The 16,934-nt window shown below is 70.0% G+C and carries 12 protein-coding genes; 4 read left to right on the forward strand and 8 right to left on the reverse strand.

What is annotated here, in order from left to right; translation table 11 throughout:
• Positions 1-10: 10 nt before the first annotated feature.
• From speA to ABE957_RS06660, 3 genes are all read right to left on the reverse strand, one after another.
• On the reverse strand, positions 11-1,930 hold the full coding sequence (gene speA / locus ABE957_RS06650) for a biosynthetic arginine decarboxylase (protein ID WP_349757889.1): 1,920 nt from the start codon (positions 1,928-1,930) through the stop codon (positions 11-13).
• Entirely contained in the window at positions 1,927-2,886 is a 960-nt protein-coding gene (locus ABE957_RS06655; RefSeq protein WP_349757890.1) for a homoserine kinase, read from the reverse strand. The genes speA and ABE957_RS06655 overlap by 4 nt, the downstream gene beginning before the upstream one ends.
• A gap of 122 nt (positions 2,887-3,008) precedes the next feature.
• Entirely contained in the window at positions 3,009-3,320 is a 312-nt protein-coding gene (locus ABE957_RS06660) for a DUF2782 domain-containing protein (RefSeq protein ID WP_349757891.1), read from the reverse strand.
• 185 nt (positions 3,321-3,505) lie between these two features.
• On the opposite strand from ABE957_RS06660, the gene polA reads away from it, so the two are divergent.
• Both polA and ABE957_RS06670 read left to right on the forward strand, forming a co-directional pair.
• Complete coding sequence (polA, locus tag ABE957_RS06665) at positions 3,506-6,277, forward strand: DNA polymerase I (protein WP_349757892.1); 2,772 nt, start codon at positions 3,506-3,508, stop codon at positions 6,275-6,277.
• A 114-nt stretch (positions 6,278-6,391) separates the two neighbouring features.
• Positions 6,392-6,901 (forward strand): hypothetical protein, encoded by a 510-nt coding sequence (locus tag ABE957_RS06670; protein ID WP_349757893.1) that lies wholly within the window; start codon positions 6,392-6,394, stop codon positions 6,899-6,901.
• Between the two features lie 103 nt (positions 6,902-7,004).
• Here ABE957_RS06670 and ABE957_RS06675 read toward each other — a convergent pair whose 3' ends face one another.
• A complete protein-coding gene (locus ABE957_RS06675; RefSeq protein WP_349757894.1) occupies positions 7,005-8,036 on the reverse strand; it encodes a Fe(3+) ABC transporter substrate-binding protein in 1,032 nt (343 codons plus the stop codon).
• Positions 8,037-8,267: 231 nt separating this feature from the next.
• On the opposite strand from ABE957_RS06675, the gene ABE957_RS06680 reads away from it, so the two are divergent.
• Entirely contained in the window at positions 8,268-9,452 is a 1,185-nt protein-coding gene (locus ABE957_RS06680) for an ABC transporter ATP-binding protein (RefSeq protein ID WP_349757895.1), read from the forward strand.
• Here ABE957_RS06680 and ABE957_RS06685 read toward each other — a convergent pair.
• From ABE957_RS06685 to dctP, 4 genes are all read right to left on the reverse strand, one after another.
• Positions 9,372-11,048 (reverse strand): ABC transporter permease, encoded by a 1,677-nt coding sequence (locus tag ABE957_RS06685; protein ID WP_432765405.1) that lies wholly within the window; start codon positions 11,046-11,048, stop codon positions 9,372-9,374. The genes ABE957_RS06680 and ABE957_RS06685 overlap by 81 nt on opposite strands.
• A 178-nt stretch (positions 11,049-11,226) precedes the next feature.
• Positions 11,227-12,555, reverse strand: a complete 1,329-nt coding sequence (locus tag ABE957_RS06690) for a TRAP transporter large permease (RefSeq protein WP_349757896.1) — start codon at positions 12,553-12,555, stop codon at positions 11,227-11,229.
• Positions 12,552-13,055 (reverse strand): TRAP transporter small permease subunit, encoded by a 504-nt coding sequence (locus ABE957_RS06695; RefSeq protein ID WP_349757897.1) that lies wholly within the window; start codon positions 13,053-13,055, stop codon positions 12,552-12,554. Before ABE957_RS06695 ends, ABE957_RS06690 begins: the two co-directional genes overlap by 4 nt.
• 93 nt (positions 13,056-13,148) lie before the next feature.
• On the reverse strand, positions 13,149-14,258 hold the full coding sequence (gene dctP / locus ABE957_RS06700) for a TRAP transporter substrate-binding protein DctP (RefSeq protein ID WP_108447458.1): 1,110 nt from the start codon (positions 14,256-14,258) through the stop codon (positions 13,149-13,151).
• A gap of 388 nt (positions 14,259-14,646) precedes the next feature.
• Between dctP and ABE957_RS06705 the strand changes: the two genes are divergently transcribed.
• Complete coding sequence (locus ABE957_RS06705; protein WP_349757898.1) at positions 14,647-16,932, forward strand: tRNA(Met) cytidine acetyltransferase TmcA; 2,286 nt, start codon at positions 14,647-14,649, stop codon at positions 16,930-16,932.
• Positions 16,933-16,934: the final 2 nt, after the last annotated feature.

The following is a 16,934-nucleotide window of genomic DNA, read 5'->3' on the forward strand; positions in this document are numbered from 1 at the left end:
CGGTGCCTCCCTACTCGAGGTAGGTGTAGCCCTCGAGCCCGTCGGAGAGGTCGTCGAGGAAGGCCTGCTGCTGGGCCTGGTCGAGGCCGCTGCGGGCGAGCTGCTCGGCGAGGTGCTCGCGCAGGGCCGAGACGTCGAAGTTGACGTAGCCCAGCACGTCGGCCACCCGGTCGCCCTGCTGGACCTGGCTGATCGACCAGTCGCCGTCGGCGGTCAGGGCGGCGTCCGCGGAGTCGGTGTCGCCGAACAGGTTGTGCAGGTCGCCGAGGATCTCCTGGTAGGCGCCCACCAGGAAGAAGCCCAGCAGCTTCTCCTCGCCCTCGCGCCACTCGGGCAGCGGCAGGGTGGTCTCGACCCCCTGGCCGTCGACGTAGCCGTCGATGCGCCCGTCGGAGTCGCAGGTGATGTCCTGGATCACGCCGCGCCGCTCGGGGCCGCGGTGCAGGCCCTCCAGCGGCAGCACCGGGAAGATCTGCTGGATGCCCCAGACGTCGGGCACCGACTGGAACAGCGAGAAGTTGACGAACAGCTTGTCGGCGAGCTTCTCGGCCAGCTCGTCGCTGATCTCGCGGTGGGCGCGGTTGCGGTTGTCGAGCAGGCCGCGCAGCCGCGCGCAGGCGGCGAAGTAGACGCTCTCGCCCTCGGCGCGGGCGTCGATGTCGGTCATGCCCATCACGAAGCGCTCCTGGAGCTCGCCCATGGCGTGCACCAGGTCGTGCCAGGCCTCCACCAGGCCGCGGGGCTCGGCGCGCTCGTGGAGCAGGTCGTGGACCCGCCACAGCTCGTCGACCTGGGGCTCGTCCTGCACCCGGCGCTCGGGGGAGAGGTGGCTGACCCGCTCCTCACCGATCACGTTGGAGATCAGCACCGCGTGGTGGGCGGTCAGGGCGCGGCCGGACTCGCTGATGATGTGCGGCTGGGGCAGCTCCTGCTCGGCGCAGGCCTGGGCGAAGGCCGCCACCACGTTGCGGGCGTACTCGAGCATCGAGTAGTTGGCCGAGCAGAAGCTGCGCGAGCGGGTGCCCTCGTAGTCGATGCCCAGGCCCCCGCCGACGTCTACGGTGTCCACCGGGGCGCCTAGCTCCACCAGGCTCTGGTAGAAGCGGGCGCACTCGCGCAGGCCGCGCTGGATGTCGCGGATGTTGGCGATCTGCGAGCCGAGGTGGAAGTGCACCAGCTGCAGGCTCTCCAGGGCCTCGGCCTCGCGCAGCTGTTTCACCACGGAGAGGATCTGGCTGGCGGTGAGGCCGAACTTGGACTTCTCGCCGCCGGTGTCCTGCCAGCGGCCGCGGCCCACCGAGGAGAGCCGGGCGCGCAGGCCGATGCGCGGGGTGACGCCGAGGCGGCGCGCCTCCTCGAGGATCAGCGGCAGTTCCGAGAGCTTCTCCACCACCAGGTAGACGCGGTGGCCGATCTTCTCGCCCATCAGCGCCAGGCGGATGTACTCGCGATCCTTGTAGCCGTTGCAGACGATCAGCGAGGAGCCGTCGGCGGAGAGCGCGAGCACCGCCAGCAGCTCCGGCTTGCTGCCGGCCTCGAGGCCCACGCGGCCGCGGCCGCGTTCGTAAGTGCCGAGGATCGACTCGACCACCCGGCGCTGCTGGTTGACCTTGATCGGGTAGACGGCGGTGTAGCCGCCCGCGAAGGCCTCTTCCTGCATGGCGGTGTCGAAGGCGGCGCAGAGCTGCTCGACCCGGTCGTGCAGGATGTCGGTGAAGCGCACCAGCACCGGCAGGCGCAGGCCGGCCTCGCGTAGCTTGTGAACCAGCGGCTGCAGGGGCAGGGCGGGGCCGTCGTCGTCGCTGCCCAGCGGGCGCACCAGGGCCTGGCCCTCGTCGTTGACGTCGAAGTAGCCGCTGCCCCACTGATCGATGTTCCAGGTGCGGCGCGCCTGCTGGGCCGGTCCGGCCTTGCTCTTGGGCTGACTCATGCGTCTCCTTCCGGTAGCGGCAGCGCCCCGTGCTCCAGGCGCGCCTTGAGGACGGTGCGGAACTGCTCGGGGTCGTGGGGCGTGAGGTCGTGGGCCGGCGGATCGACGTAGACCACCAGCAGCCGGGAGAGCCAGTAGCGCAGCGCGGTCAGGCGCAGCATCATCGGCCAGGCCTCGCGCTCGGCGGCGGTGAGCGGTCGGCGCGCCTGGTAAGCCCTGAGCAGGGCGTCGTGGCGAGCCGGGTCCAGGCGGCCGTCGGGCTCGGTGGCCCAGTCGTTGACGACGATGGCCAGGTCGAACAGCAGGTCACCTGTGCAGCCGTTGTAGAAGTCGATCAGCCCGCCCAGGCGATCCCCGTCGAACAGGGTGTTGTCGCGGAACAGGTCGCCGTGCAGGGCACCCTGGGGCAGGTCCGGCGTGTCGCCGAAGAAGCCCTGGTAGGTCTCGACCTCGTCCTTCATCAGCGCCTGGTCCTCCGGCGACAGATAGACCAGCACCTTGTGGTGCATGGGCAGCAGCCAGTGCAGGTCCCGGGGGTTGGGCCGGTGGCCGGGGAAATGCCGGGAGACCGCGTGCATGCGTCCCAGGGCGTCGCCCAGTTCGCGGCACTGGGCGAGGTTCGGCGCCTTGGGGTGCTTGCCGGGCAGCCGGGGGAACAGCAGCGCCGGCTTGCCGGCCAGGGTGTGCAGGGCCACGCCGTCGCGATCGTGGAGGGGGCCCGGGACCGGCAGGCGATGCTCGTCCAGGTAGTCGAGCAGGTCGACGAAGAACGGCAGCTCCTCGTGCTCGCCCTGCTCGAACAGGGTCAGCACCAGCTCGCGCCGGTCGGTGGTGACGAAGAAGGTGCTGTTCTCGGTGCCGGCGGGCACGCCCTCGACGGAGACCAGCGAGCCGGCGTCGAAGCGGCTGAGGAACTCGGCGACCTGAGGGTCGGTAAGCGGTGTGAATACGGCCATGTGTCTCTCGCCCGGGAAATGCCAAGCCGCCTATTGTAGCGACTTGGCCCTTCGATGCACGCGCCCCGGCCGCGGCGAGGGAGATGGCGAGGCCATGAAACGGCGGCGGGGCGGCCGAGGGGTCAGAAGGTCTTCAGCACCCACTGGGGGACGGCGATGCGATCCCCCTCGCGGCGCTCGAAGTCGCCGTCGCCGTCGTGGTCGACGAGATAGTAGGAGGGGCCGGCGAAGGGGCGGATCTCGATGGCGTAGAGCTCACCGTTGACCCGGTACTCGCGGATGGTGCGATCCTCCTCCTCGCGGATGGTGATGTCTGGCTCGAGGTCGCCGGATGACTGGGCGAGCGCACCGGCGCTGACGGAGAGGGCCAGGACGGTGGCCAGGGCAAGGGCGAGTCTCGGGACGGGCGCGTCGCTGCGCAGGATCTTCATCATGATGGCCTCCAGTGCCGAAGGAATCGGGGTCGCCTCCACGATCACTCCACCTCGGGCGCCCCGGTGGTCACTCCAGTGTAAGGGCTCATGGCCGCCCGGCCTACCATGCGCGGCAAAACGCGGCGGCAATGCGTATCATGGATGGCCAGCAACCCATCACGCCACGCCTCAATGGATGCCGATACATGGCCGACACGCCCATCGTTCTCGTCGACGGTTCTTCCTATCTCTACCGCGCCTTCCACGCCCTGCCGCCGCTGACCACCTCCGAGGGGCAGCCCACCGGGGCGATCAAGGGGGTGCTCAACATGCTCAAGCGGCTGATCAAGGACTACCCCGACAGCCCCATGGCGGTGGTCTTCGATGCCCCCGGCAAGACCTTCCGCGACGAGCTGTTTGAGGAGTACAAGGCCCATCGCCCGCCGATGCCCGATGACCTGCGCTCCCAGGTGAAGCCGCTGCACGACTGCGTGCGCGCGCTCGGGCTGCCGCTGCTGTGCATCGAGGGGGTGGAGGCCGACGACGTCATCGGCACCCTGGCAAGGCGCGCCACCGAGGCCGGCCGCGACGCGGTGATCTCCACCGGCGACAAGGACATGGCCCAGCTGGTCAATGCCCATATCACCCTGGTCAACACCATGAAGGACGAGACCCTGGACGTCGAAGGCGTGAAGGACAAGTTCGGCCTGCCCCCGGAGCGGATCATCGACTTCCTGGCGCTGATGGGTGACAAGGTCGACAACATCCCCGGCGTGCCGGGCGTCGGCGAGAAGACCGCGCTGGGCCTCCTGCAGGGCATGCAGGGCGGGCTCGAGACCCTCTATGCGGACCCCGAGAAGATCAAGACGCTGGGCTTTCGCGGCGCCAAGACGCTGCCCAAGAAGCTCGAGGAGCATCGCGACCAGGCCTTTCTCTCCTATCAGCTGGCGACCATCAAGACCGACTGCGAGCTGCCGGTGGGCCTCGACGACCTGGACATCGCCCATCCCGACCGCGAGGCGCTGGTCGAGCTCTATCGCCGGCTGGAGTTCCAGGCCTGGCTCTCGGAGCTGCTGGAGGGCAAGCACGAGGGCGTCGACGATGTCGCCGGCGGCACGCCGGCGCCGGCCGAGGCCGACGGGAGTGGCAGTACGGAGAGCGGCAGCGCCCAGCGCGAGGATCACGTCATCTTCGAGCAGGCCGACCTGGACGCCTGGCTCGAGCGGCTCGAGGCCAGCGAGGCCTTCTGCTTCGACCTGGAGACCACCAGCCTCAACTACATGGAGGCCCAGGTGGTCGGCGTGGGGCTCGCCCTCGAGCCGGGCGAGGCGGCCTACATCCCGCTCGCCCACGACTACCTCGACGCCCCGGCGCAGCTCGACCGCGACGCCGTGCTCGAGGCCCTGCGCCCCCTCTGGGAAGACGAGCGGCGCACCAAGATCGGCCAGAACCTCAAGTACGACATCTCGGTGCTGGCCAATGTCGGCATCACGGTGGCCGGGCCGCTGGAGGACACCATGCTGGCCTCCTACGTGCTCGACTCCACGGCGACCCGCCACGACATGGACTCGCTGGCGCTGAAGTACCTGGGCGAGAAGACGATCTCCTTCGAGGAGATCGCCGGCAAGGGGGCCAAGCAGCTCACCTTCAACCAGGTCGCCCTGGAGCAGGCCGCGCCCTACGCCTGCGAGGACGTCGACATCACCCTGCGCCTGCACCGGCTGCTGCGGCCGCGCCTCGAGGCCGAGGGCCGCCTGGCCGAGGTCCTCGACACCCTCGAGCGGCCGCTGATCCCGGTGCTCTCGCGCATGGAGCGCACCGGCGTGGCGCTCGATCCCGAGCGGCTGCACGCCCAGAGCAAGGAGCTCGAGACCCGCATCGGCGAGCTGGAGCGCCGCGCCCACGAGCTCGCCGGTCGCGAGTTCAACCTCGGCTCGCCCAAGCAGCTCGGCCAGATCCTCTTCGAGGAGCAGAAGATCCCGGTGATCAAGAAGACGCCCAAGGGGGCGCCCTCCACCGCCGAGGCGGTGCTCGAGGAGCTGGCGCTGGACTACCCGCTGCCCAAGGTGATCATCGAGCACCGCGGGCTCGCCAAGCTGAAGTCCACCTACACCGACAAGCTGCCGCGGCTGGTCAACAAGGCCACCGGGCGCCTGCACACCAGCTACCACCAGGCGGTCACCGCCACCGGCCGGCTCTCCTCGTCGGATCCCAACCTGCAGAACATCCCCATCCGCACCGAGGAGGGGCGGCGCATCCGCCAGGCCTTCGTGGCCCGGCCGGGCTATCGCATCGTCGCCGCCGACTACTCCCAGATCGAGCTGCGCATCATGGCGCACCTCTCCGGCGACAAGGGGCTGCTCGAGGCTTTCGCCGAGGGCCGCGACATCCACGCCGCCACCGCCGCCGAGGTGTTCGGCGTGGCGCTGGAGAAGGTCACCGGCGATCAGCGTCGCAGCGCCAAGGCGATCAACTTCGGGCTGATCTACGGCATGAGCGCCTGGGGACTCGGCCGCCAGCTCAACATCGAGCAGAGCCAGGCCAGGACCTACATCGACCGCTACTTTGACCGCTACCCGGGCGTCGCCCGCTACATGGAGCGTATCCGCGCCCAGGCCGCCGAGGACGGCTTCGTCGAGACGGTGTTCGGCCGGCGCCTCTACCTGCCGGAGATCCACTCCCAGAACCGCGCGCGCCGCCAGGGCGCCGAGCGCACCGCCATCAACGCGCCCATGCAGGGCACTGCGGCGGATATCATCAAGCGCGCCATGATCGACGTGGACGCCTGGCTCGCCGGCGAGGCCTTCGACGCCGTGATGGTGATGCAGGTCCACGACGAGCTGGTCTTCGAGGTGGCCGAGGCGCAGGTCGAGGCCTTCATCGACGAGGTGAAGGCGCGCATGCAGGCGGCCGCCGAGCTCGACGTGGCGCTGATCGTCGAGGCCGAGAGCGGCATCAACTGGGACGAGGCGCACTGACGGCGCCTCGGGCGACGGCATCGAAGCACCCCGCGCCGGCGAGAGGGCGCGGCCGCGGAGTGCTATGGTGCCTGTATCGGGTCGGTGCGACCCGTATCCATCAAGGAGACGAGGATGCGAAGGACGATGAGGAGTTGGCTGGCGGGCGCGGGGGTGCTGCTGCTCGCCGGGTGTGCGAGCCAGGCGACGCCACCCGCGGCGGAGCTGTTCGACTGCGGGGCCCTGAACCGCGCGGTGGCGAGCGCCGACACCGGCTTCGCCGACATCAAGGGGCGCCTGGAGACCACCCGCCTGACCCGCACCTGGCAGACCGATACCCAGGCCTTCCATGACGCCTGCGTGATCACCTCGGCCCGGCGGCCCGACCACTACCTCTGCTTCGGCCCGCTGGAGAGCGACGATCCCCGCGGCGCCCTGGTCAAGGGCGGCGAGGCGGTGGCCCAGTGCCTCGGCGAGGGCTGGCAGTCGCGGCGCACCACGGCCGATCGCCTCGAGTTCACCCGCGAGGGGCAGGACGCGGTGGTGATCCTGGAGACCTTCCTCAACGATCGCGGGCGGCGCATGGGCACCCTCGGCGTCTACCAGAACGCCGCGGACGCCGCGCCGCGCCCCGACGACCCCTGAGCCCGGTTTTTCCCGGCGCAACGACAAAGGCCCGCGGCAGTGCCGCGGGCCTTTGTCGTTTTCGGCGCTGGCATCCTTGCCGGCGCGCCGTGACGGGGGAGGCTTAGCGCCAGCCGGCCCGGTCGAAGATGCGCACCGCTTCCGGGTTGTTCTCGCCCAGCACGCTGACGTTCAGGTCGTCCTTCTTGAAGTCGCCCCAGGAGGCGAGGACGCCGTCGAGCTCGGCGCTCTCGACCGCCGGGAACTCGTAGTTGCCGGTGGCGAACAGCGCCTGGGCCTCGTCGGAGGCGAGGAACTCGAGGAAGCGCACGGCGTTCTCCTCGTTGGGCGCGCCTTTCACCACGCCGGCACCGCCCACGTTGATGTGCGCGCCGCGATCGTCCTGGTTGGGGAAGACGATCTCGACCTTCTCGGCGACCTCGCGGTCGGCCTCGTTGTCGGAGTTGAGCAGGCGCACGTAGTAGTAGTGGTTGGCCACGGCGACGCTGCACTCGCCGCTGGCGACGCCGCGGATCTGGTCGGTGTCGCCGCCCTCGGGGTCGCGCGCAAAGTTGGCGACCACGCCCTCGGCCCACGCCTCGGCCTCTTCCTCGCCGTGATGGGCGATCATCGAGGCCAGCAGCGACTGGTTGTAGATGTTATTCGAGGAGCGGATGCACACCTCGCCCTCGAGCGCCGGGTCGGCCAGGTCCTCGTAGCGGCTGACATCATCGGCATCCACCGCGGTGGGGTCGATGAACAGCGCACGCACGCGCTGGCTGAAGCCGAACCACTTGCCCTCGGGGTGGCGCATGTGGGCCGGCAGGCGCTCGTTGAGCACCTCGGACTCGACGCTGGCGAAGACGTCCTCGTGCTCGCCGCGCCACAGGCGGCCGGCGTCGACGGTGATCAGCACGTCGGCGGGGCCCGCCTCGCCCTCGAGCTTGAGACGCTGGATCAGCTGGTCGGAGTCGCCCTCCAGCACGTTGACCTCGATGCCGGTCTCCTCGGTGAAGGCCGCGTAGAGCGCCGCGTCGGAGTCGTAGTGGCGGGCCGAGTAGATGTTGACCTCCTCGGCGGCGAAGGCCGGAGCGGCCATGGCGGAGCCGGCCACCAGGGCGGCGAGGGGCAGGGCGAAGCGACGATGCTGCGGCATGGAGGTACCTCGTGGGTGCTGATAGGAAATGATAATGCTTAACATTAAACTTTCGCTATTGAAGCCCCTCGCGGAACCGCCGTCAAGTCCGATGCGTGCAGGATCTGATCCAGATCAGCTGGCGGCGCGCCTCGGGGAGCACCGCTGGAATGCGAGCGATAGTACAACGCATTCGGGAGGCTTTCGCGTTACCATGTTGTTCAGACACTCTCAACCGGCAGTCGAGACCCCATGACCAGCCAACCGACCCACACGCCAGATGCGCCGGCGACCTCCGCGCCGGTTCTCGCCATGCACCAGATCCGCCACGCCTACCAGCAGCACCCGGCCGTCGAGGACGTCTCCCTCGACGTCAAGCCCGGCGAGATCGTCTGCCTGCTGGGCCCCTCGGGCTGCGGCAAGTCCACCCTGCTGCGCATCGCCGCAGGGCTCGAACGGGTGCAGCAGGGGCGCGTGGCGCTGGGCGGCGAGTCGATGGGCGAGGGGCGCAGCCACGTGCCGCCGGAGAAGCGCAACGTCGGCCTGGCCTTCCAGGACTCGGCGCTCTTCCCGCACCTCTCGGTGCTCGACAACGTGGCCTTCGGCCTCGAGTCGCTGCCGGCCCAGCAGCGCCGGCGCCGGGCCTACGAGCTGCTCGAGCTGCTCGGCATGGAGCGCTACGCGCGGGTCTTCCCGCACATGCTCTCGGGCGGCCAGCAGCAGCGCATCGCCCTGGCCCGCGCCCTGGCGCCCTCGCCGCAGCTGATGCTGCTCGACGAGCCCTTCTCGAGCCTCGATGCCCGCCTGCGCGACCGCATCCGCGACGACACCCTGCACGTGCTGAAGAAGGTGGGCACCGGCGTGCTGCTGGTCACCCACGACCCTGAGGAGGCCATGTTCATGGCCGATCGCATCGTGCTGATGCGCGAGGGGCGGGTGGTCCAGGCCGGCACCCCGCTGGAGCTCTACTGCACCCCGGCCGACCCCTTCGTGGTCACCTTCTTCGGCGAGGTCAACGAGCTCGATGGGCGGGTGCAGGATGGCCAGGTGGCGACCCCGGTGGGCGACGTCTCCGCGGGCGGGCTGCCCGACGGCAGCCTGGTGAAGGTGATGATCCGTCCCGAGGCGCTTCGGGTCGTGCCGCTCAACGAGCCGCCCGAGCATCACCACAGCCACATCATCATGGCCAAGCTGCTGGGCCGCACCAGCCTACTGCACATCTGCGCCCATACCCCGGACGGCGAGGAGGCACACCTGCACGCCCGGGCCCCGGGGGTCTTCCTGCCCCGGGAGGGCCAGCCGATCATGATCGGCCTGGACGACTCCCAGGTGTTCGTCTTCCCCCTCGAGGAGGCCTCAGCTGCCGGGGCGGGAGCGGCGCATGGCGACGCTGAGCAGGATCACCGGGATGATGCCTACTGCCACGATGGCCAGTGACGAGGTCGAGGCCTCGGCCAGGCGCTCGTCGGCGGCCAGGCTGTGGGCGCGGATGGCCAGGGTGTCGAAGTTGAAGGGGCGCAGGATCACCGTGGCCGGCAGCTCCTTCATCACGTCGACGAAGACCAGGATGCCGGCGGCGATCAGGCTGCCGCGCATGATCGGCGTGTGCACCTTGCGCAGGGTGCCGCCCGCCGTCTGACCTAGGGTCCGCGAGGCCGCGTCCATGCTCGGCGTCACCTTGCCGAGGCTCGCCTCGATGGCGTTGAAGGAGACCGCCAGGAAGCGCACCAGGTAGGCGTAGATCAGGATGAACGCCGAGCCGCTGAGCAGCAGCCCCACCACCATGCCGAACTGCCCCTTCATGAAGTCGTTGATCTGGTGATCCAGCCACACGAAGGGGATCAGGATGCCCACCGCCACCACCGAGCCCGGCACCGCATAGCCCATGGCCGCCACCCGCGTGGCCACCCGGGTGATGCGCCCGGGGTTGAGCCGCGCCCCGTAGCTGAGCAGCAGCGCCAGGCTCACGGCCACTACTGAGGCGAGCGCCGCCAGCAGCAGGCTGTTGCCGGCGAACTCCAGGAAGGCGGCGCCGAACAGCGCGTCGCCGCCCTGGAACGAGAGATAGCCCAGCAGGCCGCTGGGAATCAAGAAGCCGAGCAGCACCGGGGTGAGGCAGGCCAGGGTCGCGGCCCAGGCGCGCCCGCCGTGCAGCGCGAACTCGGGCATCTGCTGGTAGCGGCCGGTGGTGTGGAAGTAGCGCCGCTTGCCCCGCGAGGCGCGCTCGAGCAGCACCAGGGCGATGACGAAGGCCAGCAGGCAGGCGGCGAGCTGGGCCGCGGCCACCTGCTCGCCCATGCCGAACCAGGTGCGATAGATGCCGGTGGTGAAGGTATCGACGCCGAAGTACTGCACCGCGCCGAACTCGTTGAGGGTCTCCATCAGCGCCAGCGATACCCCGCCGACGATCGCCGGGCGCGCCAGCGGCAGGGCGACGCTGGTGAACAGCCGCCAGGGCCCGCGACCCAGGGTGCGCCCCACGTCCAGCACGCACACCGACTGCTCCAGGAAGGCCGCTCGCGCCAGCATGTAGACGTAGGGGTAGAGCACCAGGGTGATCAGTGTCGCGGCGCCCCACAGCGAGCGGATGTCCGGGAAGAAGTAGTCCCCGGCCGACCAGCCGAAGGTCTCGCGCAGCCAGGTCTGGATGGGGCCGGCGTACTGCAGGAAGTCGGTATAGGCGTAGGCGATGACGTAGGTCGGCACCGCCAGCGGCAGCAGCAGTCCCCACTCGAAGAGCCGACGCCCCGGGAAGCGGCACATCACCACCAGCCAGGCGGTGCCGGTGCCGATGACGAAGGTGCCGAGCCCCACGGTCACCACCAGGAAGAGCGTGTTGCCCAGATAGCGGGGCAGCACGGTGCTGCCCAGATGCTGCCAGATGCCGTCGGTGGGCATGAACAGGTGCGCCAGGACCACGATAATCGGCAGCGCCACGATCAGGGCGATGCCGATGGTCAGGGCATTCCAGGCGTTGAGGGGCAGCGACAGGCGGGAAGGCGTGCGGGCGCGGGAACTGGCCGGACTGGTCAACGGAGTCTCCTTCCGTGCCGGGAGGGCTACAGGGATGCGAGAAACTTGCGGCTGAGAATTGTATCAGCCGGCCGGCACGACTGCAGCCACGCTCGGCATGACGCCGGTCAAGCAGGACGCCCGCCGCTCGGGAAGCGGCGGGCGTCGAGGGCCGAGCCTGGGGTGGAAATGGGACGGCTCAGTAGCCGATCAGCAGCGACGGCAGGCCGGTCACCAGGCTCGGGAAGACGGCCATCAGCAGGCAGGCCAGCACGATCAGCGCCACGAAGGGGATCACCGCCTTGTAGAGGTCGAGGGTCTCGACCCCCTTGGGGGCCACGCCCTTGAGGTAGAAGAGCGCGTAGCCGAAGGGCGGCGTGAGGAACGAGGTCTGCAGAACCACGGCCACCATCACCACGAACCACAGCACGTCGATGCCCATGCTCTCGACGATCGGCAGCATGATCGGGAAGCTCAGCAGCACGATGCCGGTCCAGTCCAGGAACATGCCCAGGATGAAGACCAGGAAGAGCATCAGGATCAGCGCTCCGGTGGTGCCGCCGGGCATCGCCATCACCACCTCGTGGATCACCTCCATGCCGCCACCGATGGAGAACACCCCGGTGAAGGCGGTGGCGCCGACCAGCACCAGCATCACCATGGTGGTGGTCTTGCCGGCCTCGATCAGGGTGCGGTAGCAGGTGGAAGCCTTGCGATCACCGAAGATCAGGAACAGCAGGAAGGCGATGAAGACGCCGATGGCCGAGGCCTCGGTGGCGGTGGCGATGCCGGTGAACAGCGAGCCGAGCACGCCGAGGATCAGCGCCATCGGCGGCAGCACGTACTTGCCCAGCATCTTCAGAAGCTCGCCGGTGGAGACCTCGGCGCGCTCCTCGGCCGGCACCAGGGGGCCGTACTCCGGCTTGAGGTGGCAGATCACCAGCACGTAGAGGGCGTACATCGCGCCGAGCAGCAGGCCAGGCACCAGGGCGCCGGCGAACAGCGCGCCCACCGAGACCGGCGAGTAGCTGGCCATCAGGATCAGCATGATGCTCGGCGGGATCAGGATGCCAAGGCAGCCGCTGGCCATGATCACGCCGGTGCTGAGCTGCTTGTTGTAGCCGTAGTTCAGCATCGGCACCAGGGCGATCATGCCCATCACCGCGATGGAGGCGCCGACGATGCCGGTGGTGGCGGCCAGCAGCACCGAGACCACGACGACCGTGAGGGCCAGGCCGCCGCGCAGGTTGGCCAGCAGCAGGCGCATCGACTCGAACATCTTCTCGGTGACGCCGGAGTCGTTGAGGAAGCGCGCCATCAGGATGAACAGCGGGATGGCCACCAGGACGTAGTTGTCCATGGCGTTGCCGTAGATGTTGTTGATCAGGATGCCCAGCGTATTGGCGCCGGGCCCGAACCAGGCGCCGAGCACGGCGACGCCGCCGAGCACGAAGGCCAGCGGGTGGCCCATGAAGAGGCCGACCAGCAGGCCGCCGAACATGAACAGGGTGAGCATCTCAGCGCTCATGCGGGGGTCTCCTTGCCCAGCGCCTGCACGGCGCGGATGACGATGGCGATGGCCTGCAGCAGGAGCAGGGCGGCGGCGACCACGATCACGCCCTTCACCGGATAGACGGGGATGGCCATCATGCCGTAGGTGGTCTCGCCGCGGCTGAAGGAGCGTTCGAAGAACGCCCAGCCGAGGGTCAGCAGCATCCAGATGAAGGGCACGAAGAAGATCAGGTAGCCGAGGAGTTCGAGGGCCGCCTGCTTGCGGCGTGAGAGCAGGCGCTTGAGCACGTCGACCTCGACGTGGGCATGATGGCGCAGCCCGAAGGCGGCCATCAGCATGAAATGGGCGCCGAACAGCATCTTCGTCACGTCGAAGGCCCAGTCGCTGGGGCGTCCGATGAAGAAGCGCATGGCGATGTCATAGATCACGATCAGCGTGATCACGGCGAGCAGCGGCGCGATCAGGCGTCCGAAGCCCTCGTTGAGGGCGTCGATGGCCTTGGCAATGGCGTTCATGGTGGGAGCTCTCGGCATCGGGCGAAGCGTTCGGGAGGGAGCGGTGGAACCCGGGGCATGTAGGCCGGCCCCGACGGGGCCGGCCCGGGCCGCTTACTGGTTCATGCAGGCCTCGATCTCCTCCAGGGACGGCAGGTCGTCGGTGACGCGGCTCATGTTGTAGGGCACCGAGATGTCACGCCAGTTGGCGTAGTGCTGCAGGTAGCTGATCATGGAGTGATAGACCTTGGCGTGCATCGGGTCCTCGCAGGCGCCCTGGACGATCACCTCGTTGGTGATGCGCTGGATCTCGGCGAGGTCCTCCTCGGAGAGCTGGTTGATCTCGGTGCCGTCCTCGATGAACTTCACCGTGCCCTCGGTGGACTCGCGCTCGGACCAGGCCAGTGACCAGGCCATGGTCGCCTGGGCGGCGATCTTCAGCTTCTCCTGGGTCTCCTCGGAGAGGGCGTCCCAGGCGTCCTGGTTGATCATCACGCCGAACACGCTGGCGGACTGGTGCCAGCCCGGCACGGACCAGTAGTCGGCGACCTCGGAGAAGCCGGCCTTGTAGTCCACGCCCGGGGTGGAGAACTCGGCGCCGTCGACCACGCCGCGCTCGATGGCCTGGTAGATCTCGCCGCCGGCCAGGGTCACCTGGGAGCCGCCGAGCTGCTCGAGCACCCGGCCCTGGTCGCGACCGGAGAGGCGCAGGCGCTTGCCCTCCAGGTCGGCGATGCTCTCGATGGGCGTGCCACCGCGGAAGCCGGACTCGTTGTTGGTGATGCCGTAGGGCAGGTAGACCATGTTGTAGTCGCCGTAGACCTCCTGGTAGAGCTCGAAGCCGCCCCACTGGTTGATCCAGTTCAGGTAGTCCACGCCGTTGAACAGGCTGGTGGTGGTGGCCAGCGGCGAGAAGGCCGGGCTCAGGCCGGCCCAGTAGCCGGGCCAGTCGCCGGCCGCCTGGATGGCGCCGGTCTGGGTGGCGTCGAACACCTCGGTGCCGGGCATCAGGGTGCCGCCGGCGCGGAAGTTGATGGTCAGCTCGTCACCGGCCAGGGTGTTGACCAGCTCGGCCCAGTGGCGGTCGATCTGGATCAGGTCCAGGTTGTCCGGCCAGGTGGTGGTCATGGTCCAGGTTTCCTGGGCCTGGGCGGTGGTGCTCAGGGCGGCGAGGGCGACGCCGGCGGCGATGCCGGTGAGGGTGAAGGTGCGCAGTGCTGTCATTTTTTGTCCCTTTTGTTGGTTCGAGCGGCGATGCCGATAAGCACCGCGTTGGCCAAGCCGGTCCACCCGCCGCGACCCCGTCGCTCCGACGGCGTCGCGGCGCTCGCCTCAAGCTAGCACGTCGTCCCTGCAGGATTCGATCGCGCTGATGTGAAGATGACGGAGCGCGCTGCCGGCGACAGGGGGCCCGATCCGCGGGGTGCCGGCCCGCCTGGGCGGTGAGCTATGGCATGATAATCAAGGGGTTGCTTGATGTTTACGTTAACGTAAACGGACGCTCATGGAGAGCATGCAGCGTTGAACGCGGCGCTGACATAGGACCAAAGTGGTAGGTGAGGGCGCCGAGAAAGGCGCCTCAGGCAGGGCGGCGGCGACAGGAGGCAACGCCATGAGCGGCAGAGTAGACAGCGAGAGGGGCAACAACGACCGGGAGGCGGGCGCGACCGGTGCCCTGCTGGCGCAGGCGAGACGCCTCGCGCGGTGCCGCTGGCGCGGCCTGGTGTGGCTGACCGGCGAGGCCGAGGCCTGTCGGCGCGAGGCGCTGGGGCTATGGCATCAGGGACAGGGGCAGCAAGGGCAGTGGCGGGCGCCCCTGTGGGTCGCCGCCGCGCCCCCCGAGGGCGTGGCGGCGTCGGCCTGGCTGCCGGCGGCGAAGGCCCGCACGCGCCTGGGCGGCGAGCAGGACCTGGTGGTGATCGATGCCGTCTCCGCCGGGTGCGGCTTCGATCCCGAGGCGGTCGGGGCGCTGGCCGGCACGCTCACGGCCAGCGGCCTGCTGGTGCTGATGACGCCGCCCGACTGGGGGCAGCGCCCCGACGCCGACTACGCCCGCCTCGCCGAGCACCCCTGGCGGGCGGAGCAGCTCACCGCCCGCTATCTGGCGCGCCTCGCCCGCCTGCTGGCCGAGGATGCGCGGGTGATCCGCTGGACGGCGGGGGAGGCACCGCGCCTGCCCGAGGCCCTGTCATGGCCGGCTCCTCACCATCCGGCCTCGCCCGGTGATGCCGCCTGCCTGACCCGCGACCAGGCCGAGGCGGTCGCCCGGCTGACTCGGCTGCGTCGCCGCCGGCCGCTGGTGCTGACCGCCGATCGCGGCCGCGGCAAGACGGCGGCGCTGGGCATCGCCTGCGCGCGGCTGCTGGCGGAAGGCACAGGGGCTGGGTCAGGAGCAGGCGAAACCGAGATCCTGGTCACCGCGCCGCGTCCGGCGGCAGTGGCCGGGCTCTTCGAGCGCCTGGCGGCGCTCTGCCCCGAGGGGCAGCGGCACGGCCATGTCTTCGAGGCGGTCGGGGGGCGGGTGCGCTTCCTGGCCCCCGACGAGCTGGCCCGCCTGGCCGAGCAGGGCGAGGTCGGCGGTCCCGGTCGGCTGTTGCTGGTGGATGAGGCGGCGGCGATTCCCGCCCCCCTGCTGGGGCGCTGGCTCGAGGCCTTCCCGCGGCTCGCCTTCGCCACCACCGTGCACGGCTACGAGGGCTCGGGGCGCGGTTTCGCGCTGCGCTTTCGTGAGCGGCTCGAGCGCCTGACGCCCGACTTTCGCGAGTGCCACCTGGCCGAGCCGATTCGCTGGGCGCCGGGCGATCCCCTGGAGGCGCTCACCTCCCGCCTGCTGCTGCTGGACGCCGAGCCGGATATGGCAGAATCCGCCGACGAAGCGGCCGCGTGTCGCCGCCTGGATCGCGACGCCCTGGCCGGCGACGAGCCGCGTCTGCGGGCGCTGTTCGGCCTGCTGGTGCAGGCCCACTACCGCACCACGCCCGCCGACCTGCGCCGGCTGCTGGACGGCCCGGGCGTGGCCATCACCACCCTCGAGGCGGGCTCGGTCCTGCAGGGCGTGGCGGTGTGTGGCGACGAGGGTGGCTTTGCGGCCGATCTCGCCGAGCGGGTGGCGCGGGGCGAGCGGCGCCCGCGCGGCCACCTGCTGGCCCAGTCGCTGGCCGCCCATGCCGGAGAGCGCGAGGCGCTGACCGCGCGCCTGCGCCGGGTGCTGCGCATCGCCGTGCCTGCCGGTCGGCGCCGCCATGGGTGGGGGCAGCGCCTGCTTGCCGCCGAGCTCGAGCGGGCCCACGACGAGGGCATCGACCTGCTGGGGGCGAGCTTCGGCGCCGAGCCGGGGCTGCTGGCCTTCTGGCGCGCAGCGGGCTTTCGCGCGGTGCGCCTGGGGCTGACCCGTGAGACCGCCACCGGCGAGCACGCGCTGATGGTGGTTCGCCCCACCAGTGTGATCGGCGAGTCGCTGGCCGAGCGCCTCCAGGCGCGCTTTCAGCGCCAGCTGCCGGGCCTGCTGGCCTTCGAGCTGGCCGAGCTCGAGCCCGCGGTGGCACTGGCCCTGCTCGCCGAGGGCCCGGCGGCAGCCCTCGACGCCGCGGACCGGCGTGATATTGAGGACGTGGCCTTCGGCCACCGCGAGCCGGCCCTGGCGCGCCCGGCGATCCAGGCGCTGGTGCGGCGCTGCGCCAGGGACGAGTCCCCAGCGCGTGACGATGAACGCGACGAAGGACATGACGAGGCGCCGGCGCTGCTGGCGGCCTGGGCCTTCCAGGGGCGCGGCGCGAGCTGGCTGGCACCGCGGCTGGGCGTGTCAGGCAAGAAGGGCGTCCAGGCCTGGCTGCGCGAGGCCGTGGCGCGCCTTCATGATCGCGACGGCGGACTTTCCCCCGATCAGGCCGGGCGGTAGAG

Origin of the sequence: Halomonas pelophila, from assembly GCF_040196315.1 — a bacterium.
Lineage (GTDB): Bacteria > Pseudomonadota > Gammaproteobacteria > Pseudomonadales > Halomonadaceae > Halomonas > Halomonas pelophila.

Bases quoted from the DNA above. Each gene is read 5' to 3' on its own strand.
- ABE957_RS06675 (WP_349757894.1), bottom strand. From the start codon at position 8,036: ATGCCGCAGCATCGTCGCTTCGCCCTGCCCCTCGCCGCCCTGGTGGCC.
- dctP (WP_108447458.1), bottom strand. From the start codon at position 14,258: ATGACAGCACTGCGCACCTTCACCCTCACCGGCATCGCCGCCGGCGTC.
- speA (WP_349757889.1), bottom strand. From the start codon at position 1,930: ATGAGTCAGCCCAAGAGCAAGGCCGGACCGGCCCAGCAGGCGCGCCGC.
- ABE957_RS06695 (WP_349757897.1), bottom strand. From the start codon at position 13,055: ATGAACGCCATTGCCAAGGCCATCGACGCCCTCAACGAGGGCTTCGGA.
- polA (WP_349757892.1), top strand. From the start codon at position 3,506: ATGGCCGACACGCCCATCGTTCTCGTCGACGGTTCTTCCTATCTCTAC.
- ABE957_RS06655 (WP_349757890.1), bottom strand. From the start codon at position 2,886: ATGGCCGTATTCACACCGCTTACCGACCCTCAGGTCGCCGAGTTCCTC.
- ABE957_RS06705 (WP_349757898.1), top strand. From the start codon at position 14,647: ATGAGCGGCAGAGTAGACAGCGAGAGGGGCAACAACGACCGGGAGGCG.
- ABE957_RS06680 (WP_349757895.1), top strand. From the start codon at position 8,268: ATGACCAGCCAACCGACCCACACGCCAGATGCGCCGGCGACCTCCGCG.
- ABE957_RS06660 (WP_349757891.1), bottom strand. From the start codon at position 3,320: ATGATGAAGATCCTGCGCAGCGACGCGCCCGTCCCGAGACTCGCCCTT.
- ABE957_RS06690 (WP_349757896.1), bottom strand. From the start codon at position 12,555: ATGAGCGCTGAGATGCTCACCCTGTTCATGTTCGGCGGCCTGCTGGTC.
- ABE957_RS06670 (WP_349757893.1), top strand. From the start codon at position 6,392: ATGCGAAGGACGATGAGGAGTTGGCTGGCGGGCGCGGGGGTGCTGCTG.